Source organism: Allocoleopsis sp. (assembly GCF_036703385.1).
Classification (GTDB): domain Bacteria; phylum Cyanobacteriota; class Cyanobacteriia; order Cyanobacteriales; family Coleofasciculaceae; genus Allocoleopsis.
Genome location: NZ_DATNPA010000102.1, coordinates 1 through 6,262, shown reverse-complemented (window position 1 = coordinate 6,262; position 6,262 = coordinate 1). Strand labels below are relative to the sequence as shown.

Below are 6,262 nucleotides of genomic sequence, written 5' to 3'. Positions count from 1 at the left end.
TGGATATTACCCTACGTCAACAGTCAATTATTTAACAGAGTGCTAGCAGATTTCGCGCAACACTTTGGCATTGGCCTGAGGAAGCAGGTGCTGTTGGTTATTGACCAAGCTGGCTGGCATACCAGCGACCAAGTAGAAATTCCCGAAGGCATACACTTGGAATTTTTACCTTCTCATTCCCCAGAATTACAGCCCGCAGAGCGTCTATGGACCCTAACCAATGAACCAATTGCCAATCGAAATTTTGACAGTCTTGCTCGGGTTGAGGAGGCGTTAATTAAACGTTGTTGCCAAATCATCGACCAGCCTGATTTTGTGCGTGGTTTAACCAATTTCTATTGGTGGTCTGAACTGGCGGCTTAATTATAGTTAATTCTCCAGAAATTATATCATCTGAGTGTAAGCGCAGCGATCGCCTACCCGTTGCAGTCATACCAATTTTCTGTAAAGATGCGCTCAATAAATAAGTAGATCCTGTCTGGAGAGCCAACAGCAATGACTCAAAGTTTGTTGACCAGCGCTTTCTCCGCCAGGGCAAGCGCTGAGAGTTTGTGTGTGAACGCCCAGTTTTTAGTGATCGCTTTCCCAGCCCAAGGCGCTCGCCAACAGCTTAGCGACACCTACTTTTAGCAATATCAACTGGACATTAAGCCAACGCGATTACCAATTCCAAGCTGAGATGTGGTTCAATGGTTACTCGTTTTGGCCTTGCCCTGGCATCAATATTGCACCCCGATTTATATTATGGGTGATTTGCCGGACATCATATCACAGAACAAATCAGTTCAGGAGTTAATTTATTGAGTTCAAAGGTGAATTGTCTCTAATCTTGGAGATGAGGAAAATGCACTTTCCCATCATTTGTGTAACAAAGCAATATCCAATGCGTGCGGCGATCGGGATAAATGTCTTGATCGCCTTTTCTTTTCAGTACTGAATTCAAATACTTTTTAGAAAGACTCAGCATGAACCCATTTGGATCAGTTCAGATCGGGTAATTCTGTTGAAGGTGGAAAGCGGTGGAAATGTAAGGCGATTAACATCGGTATTAGTACGATCGCATTGTAGAAAAGATGGAGTTCGAGACGAGGAACCCACAATTGACCAATGCTGGTAGGAACGGGAGAGTTAAACAGATTTACATGAGTTAACGCTTGTCCCAGCAGTAGGGCATGCTCAAAGTGGTGATAGAACGCGATCGCAAATGTAATGTCCCACCAGGTACGAGCACGTCCGACAATAGCAGGGCGCAAAGCAGCTATACCTAGTAGCATGAAGAGTGCATGTCCGTAGTGCAACCATTCTGAGCGGACTAACCAGGGGTACATTAATCCTAAGGCACCCAATGCATCTTTACGAGGCCAACCCAGAGCATAAACCTGATATGCCTGAAAGACGTGTTCTAGTAAGTGAGTGATGATGATGACCATAAACACTTGCATAGCTGGTTTATGCCATCGTCCATTGAGCTTATAGAACACAGACTGAGCGATTAGTTTTGAAAGTTGGATTAACCCGGTGTTATTGATGGCAGTCTTGATCTGACTCATAGTTATACTCCTGTTTGTTAATTATTTGGCACTTATGCCAAAGCATAAGGTTGTAAGGCATCTCGTAATGATTTTGGAATAGGAGTTGGAACGAGTTTGTCTCCTTCTCGGCGCATACAAGCTACTTCCTGTTCACCTCGGGCGATCGGTTCTTTGGAGTTACGAACAAGACACCAGTATTCAAAGATCATTATTATTCGGTTTTGCTTTAGCGCCCCTAGGCTCATGCGAATGATAACTTCATCAAAGGCGAAAAGCTCTGCGAAGTATTCGCATGACACCCGAACTGTGGCAAGAGCAAGACCTTTTGATAGTTCTTCTAAAACTTCGGGTGCGCGATCGCGCAAGAACATCTCCCTACAGCGTCCCTGCCAGCTTACATAATTTACGTAGTAAATGTTGCCAACTAGGTTAGTTTCCTCAAATCCTACTGTGTGTTGGTACTCGTAAAAACGCATAAATTTATTTAATAAAAAACCATTAAATGAGAATGAGCGAGAATGAGCGAAATTAGTTTTTCTAAGAATATGTTTTCTATGAAGGCATACCAGCAATAGCTGCCATGACAAATGGCAAAGCTTCACTCTGAAATTCAAGATCTGGAGATATTTGTTTAACTACTCCTTCGTAAACTAATAGGGCAATAATTATAAGTGTAAAGTGTGGCGAACTACAAACTCCAAAATTGCGCTGAACTAAAAATAAACTCTCTACAAATCTAATAACGTTGAACTCTTCTGCAGAAACTCCTCCCCATTGATTTACAAGATCACAAACTGCCTTATCAAAGTTAGTTTTTTCAAACTCATGAGATATATAAAACGCTGTTTCACGTAGTATTCGCGCTGTTTCGAGTCCATCTTTCATAATAATGCTCAAGAAAAAATTAGCAAAATTAATGCGTATTTCATCACTGATTTTAGTAACAAAACCAGTGTCCAAAATGACAATAGATCCATCATGTTTAGCAAGCAAGTTACCTGGATGTAAGTCACAGTGAATAAGCCCTTCAATAAAAATCATTCGATATAGGGCGTGTAACCCATTTAATAAAGCTTTTCTAGCTGTCGGTCTATCAAGGGAGCGATCGGAAATTCGTACTGCATCAGGAATAAATTCAAGGCAAAGAACAGTCTCAGTACATAGCTCCTCAAATAATTTGGGAATGTCTACGTTAAGACTATCAGAGAAAGCTTTCGAGAGGTACTTATGGTTGTTAGCCTCCTGTTGGAAGTCTGATTGTAAAACAAGAGCATGACATATCTGGTCAAGCACTTCTTTGATAGGGATGTTGTGAAAGAGAGAAAGATTAGTGAATAACCGCCCGATTACTATCAAAATTTGTGTATCTTTAGCAAGAACATTGTGAACACTAGGTCGCCTTATTTTTAGTGCTACCTCTGTTCCATTCCAAAGAATTGCTTTATGGACTTGAGCAATCGTACCTGCAGCTAATGGCAGAGAATCCCATTCAATAAGAAGATTATCAATTGCATGATGATGCCTCCACGCCTCTATTTCACGGGTAATGGTAGTTTTTGGTAATTGAGAAACTTTATCTTGTAATACGCATAAGATGTTCAAGACCTCTAGGGGGAGAATATCGGCACGCGTACTCAGAATCTGTCCAAATTTTGGGAAAGCTCCTCCCAGTTTTTCGCAAATCCTTACAAATATATGAGCGATGTTTTGTTGGACGTTACTTGTTGCTATTTTTTCTGGATGCCAAGAGGATTTGAAGAGAAACTTAAAAGTTTCCCAAGTAGAAGCAGTTACGATCTGAACAATCCGAAATAACATCAATTCAAGTAATTTTATGGATTTTTATGATTTTAACCCTCTCAATGGTGTCCAATAGTATTCATTCCAGCCTGATTGAATGGCATCTTTAAGAGCCAATGGAATATCTTTATGAGTTAAAAATAGAGTTGTTCCATCATCTTTTGCTTCCAACTCTATGGAAACAGTGGAAAAGTGATTTTGTGGCCATTCAGGTGATACAAGTCGCCAATGCAAAACGATCTTTTTACCAGGAATAAGTTCTAAAATACGTCCGTAGATGCTTGGCTCATCTCCACCAACTATGAAATCAGCATTCGGTTGAGCAGCAATATTAACATTTGAGCCACATAGCTTTGAGTGTGCTTCAGCATCCACCAAAACTTGATATACCGTATCAGTATGAAGTGGTAGGATTACTTCTTCACTAATAGTTACAGTCATCATGAGAGCATCTCCCAAAGCCATGTACTACCAAAATCTTTAATTAACATCTGAACAGATTGAGGATCAAAAATTTTCGCATCTAATTTGACCCCAACCTTCAAATCAAGAAGATTCATCTTACTAAATGAGCTTGCGCCTATTATAGAAGCGGACATTAGTGTGGGTGTCCAAATACCATCTATAACTTGAAGAGATTCTGCTTTAAAGATTCTAATGGGCGAGGAAGCATTGTTGTAATACGTTATACTTACGGGAATCCAACTTTGTTGATCAAAGGTTACTCTATAGCAGTAGGGTTTACTCAGATTCTCACGAGCAGCTTGAGTAGCTGGATAGTTTACGTATATGGAAGAATTAAATTCTAGAGAGGTTGTATCTAAATCTTTTGCTTTTTCTAGGGGTAGCCAAAAGCGAACGTCATTATAAGAGAAATCAGTACCTAGTATTCGCTCGTAAGCACGTTCAAAATCTAGCTGCAACCAGTTTTTTGAGGTACGTAAGTGAAGATTTATCTTTGGAATATCAGATTGTTTCATCTCTGTCATCAATATTGCTGTCCCATCAAATGGATGAGGCTCCTGAAGGAGAAATAGCGATTGACAAGTCTCACCATCAATTTGCCATGCATGAGATATTAAGTAATAAAGAAGACGTTTTCCATCTCGCTCTACTTCTATTCTAATATCGCGAACTCCTGTATTGCCAAGTTCTCGTTCTCGATGATTATGTATTAATCTTTTCAAAAGACTTTTCATATAGAACCAAGTAGAGTAGAACAAAATAGAATTTAAAACCTATTAAAAACGTTTCTAGAATATAAAATTAGTGCTGTATTTCCAGATTAGCCAGTTTTTTAAGTTGAGGCTAAAATAAAGACTGTACCAATTCCTCCTGAACTTGAATCATTACATTGCAATAAATGCTTACCAACACTTTACTTTATCTAAGCAAAGAGGTTCGGTGTAACTTCAGGAAGAATTGGTACTACTCTCACTCTGCAACCCCTATTGCATCAAAACTTTGGGCTGCCAACTCACGCCAAGCCACTCGAGCTTTAAGAATCTGCCCTCTAGATTTCCCAGTACTAGTATCCACCAGCACAACCGGAGATACACTTTCTGTATTTTCGTCTCCAATTGGGGGGACATGAGATACCTTTGATTGGAGTTGTACAGGAGTTGCAGATCTAAGCGTAATATTATGAGCTGGCATAGATACTTCAATCGGCATTACAGCACGACAGTTACCTCCTTGAACCATGCCAAATCCAGATGTGGATTGATCGAGCTTTACTTGTATGGGACCGAATACATCACTTTCCCCTTTTAGAGCCAAGGAGGTAAACTTGGCGACTACAGCTGAGTTATCCCAACTTTGTTCTGTCGTTCCGAATGAAAGCAAAGGAGTGGCGCGTTCTGTTGTTAATATTCCTTTAAGTATTACTGTATCTCTTCCTATCCCCTCCACTTCATAGGTTTCCTCAATCGTAATATCAACCGTGTCTGTTCCTGCCTCTGGAAGAGTTCTTGGCTTCACCTCTGGGTTAGTCACTACTCTTGATCCCGGTCGCCCTACAGGAAGTTGCTCTGGTTGTCCTGTAGGAAGTTGCCCTTGAGGACGCTCAGGCAATGGTTTCACCCCTCCTTCTGAGGAGACAGGAGTTCCACGTTCCACACCTAATACTCCAATGAGAATTTCTCTGAGTCCTCGACCAAATTCTTCACCATTCATAATTTGCTCACTTCACATCAAGTTTACTGGTAAGACTGGATTGCCTTGTTCAATTAAGATTACTGAGAATTTAATTTCACTTCTTCTTTCATCTTGCTCAGTTGGTTCGGTATAGATTAAGTTTTTTATGGAGCGGCTTAGTTTAACAAGCCTGCGCTATAATCTCCGATTTAGCGCAGGAGGATGTCACGGGTAGAGAATCTGTGGGTAGCTAGAAACTTTGTAAGCAGAAAGGGTAGAGCAATCAGTAGAGGGGGATCAGTTAACTGTTTTGGACGTAGCGTTACCTCTGTATATCCATCAGCTTTGCCATCGCGAACTATTAACGGGCCAGTTGTACCCTGTAGTGCGGTATCAGTTAGTAGGTATGATAAAGGATCTTCAGACAGATTTAAAGCAGCAGCAAATATATAGTAGCAACCATCAGGAACAGGAGTCATCCAATAAGTCCCAGGCGTAGTTAAAAGTGTGCAACTTGTCGGTTGATTCTGGGGAATTGGTTTTGAAAAAAGCCCCACAAAGATCACACCTGAAAAAAACTTTGAAACTTTGACGCAGCCAGTAAAACCATCATCGGCTGGAATGGTGCAAGAAAGGTCTTTAACGTGAGAGTATAAATTATCAAAATAGGAGGGAGTAAACTGTGTAGCAAAGTGACGGAAATGACGAGGGGATAAACCAACCAACTGTGTAAAGCGGGTAGTGAACGTGCCTAAACTGTTGTAACCGACTGCATAACACACATCACTGATACT

9 protein-coding genes are annotated in these 6,262 nt (G+C 40.7%); 2 read left to right on the top strand and 7 right to left on the bottom strand.

What is annotated here, in order from left to right:
• Nucleotides 1-363: transposase (locus tag V6C93_RS05175; RefSeq protein ID WP_333475586.1), on the top strand; the 363-nt coding region annotated here is incomplete at its 5' end.
• 132 nt (nucleotides 364-495) lie between these two features.
• Entirely contained in the window at nucleotides 496-630 is a 135-nt protein-coding gene (locus tag V6C93_RS05170; RefSeq protein ID WP_333475585.1) for a hypothetical protein, read from the top strand.
• 350 nt (nucleotides 631-980) lie between these two features.
• On the opposite strand, the gene V6C93_RS05165 is transcribed toward V6C93_RS05170, so the two are convergent.
• The 7 genes from V6C93_RS05165 to V6C93_RS05135 form a co-directional block, all read right to left on the bottom strand.
• Nucleotides 981-1,550: a hypothetical protein gene (locus V6C93_RS05165; protein WP_333475584.1), complete on the bottom strand. Its 570-nt coding sequence runs from the start codon at nucleotides 1,548-1,550 to the stop codon at nucleotides 981-983.
• Between the two features lie 32 nt (nucleotides 1,551-1,582).
• The gene (locus tag V6C93_RS05160) at nucleotides 1,583-2,008 is read right to left on the bottom strand and encodes an acyl-CoA thioesterase (RefSeq protein WP_333475583.1); all 426 of its coding nucleotides are present in this window, start codon (nucleotides 2,006-2,008) and stop codon (nucleotides 1,583-1,585) included.
• 76 nt (nucleotides 2,009-2,084) lie between these two features.
• Entirely contained in the window at nucleotides 2,085-3,350 is a 1,266-nt protein-coding gene (locus V6C93_RS05155) for an ABC1 kinase family protein (protein WP_333475582.1), read from the bottom strand.
• A gap of 24 nt (nucleotides 3,351-3,374) precedes the next feature.
• The gene (locus tag V6C93_RS05150) at nucleotides 3,375-3,776 is read right to left on the bottom strand and encodes an SRPBCC domain-containing protein (RefSeq protein ID WP_333475581.1); all 402 of its coding nucleotides are present in this window, start codon (nucleotides 3,774-3,776) and stop codon (nucleotides 3,375-3,377) included.
• Nucleotides 3,773-4,531, bottom strand: a complete 759-nt coding sequence (locus V6C93_RS05145; RefSeq protein WP_333475580.1) for an outer membrane lipoprotein-sorting protein — start codon at nucleotides 4,529-4,531, stop codon at nucleotides 3,773-3,775. The genes V6C93_RS05150 and V6C93_RS05145 overlap by 4 nt, the downstream gene beginning before the upstream one ends.
• A gap of 235 nt (nucleotides 4,532-4,766) precedes the next feature.
• On the bottom strand, nucleotides 4,767-5,507 hold the full coding sequence (locus V6C93_RS05140; RefSeq protein WP_333475579.1) for a DUF6073 family protein: 741 nt from the start codon (nucleotides 5,505-5,507) through the stop codon (nucleotides 4,767-4,769).
• A 170-nt stretch (nucleotides 5,508-5,677) separates the two neighbouring features.
• A partial coding sequence (locus V6C93_RS05135; protein WP_333475578.1) for an AraC family transcriptional regulator occupies nucleotides 5,678-6,262 on the bottom strand: 585 nt, incomplete at its 5' end.

What these genes read in the sequence shown, in the direction of transcription:
- V6C93_RS05165 (WP_333475584.1), bottom strand. Translation starts at nt 1,550, where the DNA reads ATGAGTCAGATCAAGACTGCCATCAATAACACCGGGTTAATCCAACTT.
- V6C93_RS05160 (WP_333475583.1), bottom strand. Translation starts at nt 2,008, where the DNA reads ATGCGTTTTTACGAGTACCAACACACAGTAGGATTTGAGGAAACTAAC.
- V6C93_RS05145 (WP_333475580.1), bottom strand. Translation starts at nt 4,531, where the DNA reads ATGAAAAGTCTTTTGAAAAGATTAATACATAATCATCGAGAACGAGAA.
- V6C93_RS05170 (WP_333475585.1), top strand. Translation starts at nt 496, where the DNA reads ATGACTCAAAGTTTGTTGACCAGCGCTTTCTCCGCCAGGGCAAGCGCT.
- V6C93_RS05155 (WP_333475582.1), bottom strand. Translation starts at nt 3,350, where the DNA reads ATGTTATTTCGGATTGTTCAGATCGTAACTGCTTCTACTTGGGAAACT.
- V6C93_RS05140 (WP_333475579.1), bottom strand. Translation starts at nt 5,507, where the DNA reads ATGAATGGTGAAGAATTTGGTCGAGGACTCAGAGAAATTCTCATTGGA.
- V6C93_RS05150 (WP_333475581.1), bottom strand. Translation starts at nt 3,776, where the DNA reads ATGATGACTGTAACTATTAGTGAAGAAGTAATCCTACCACTTCATACT.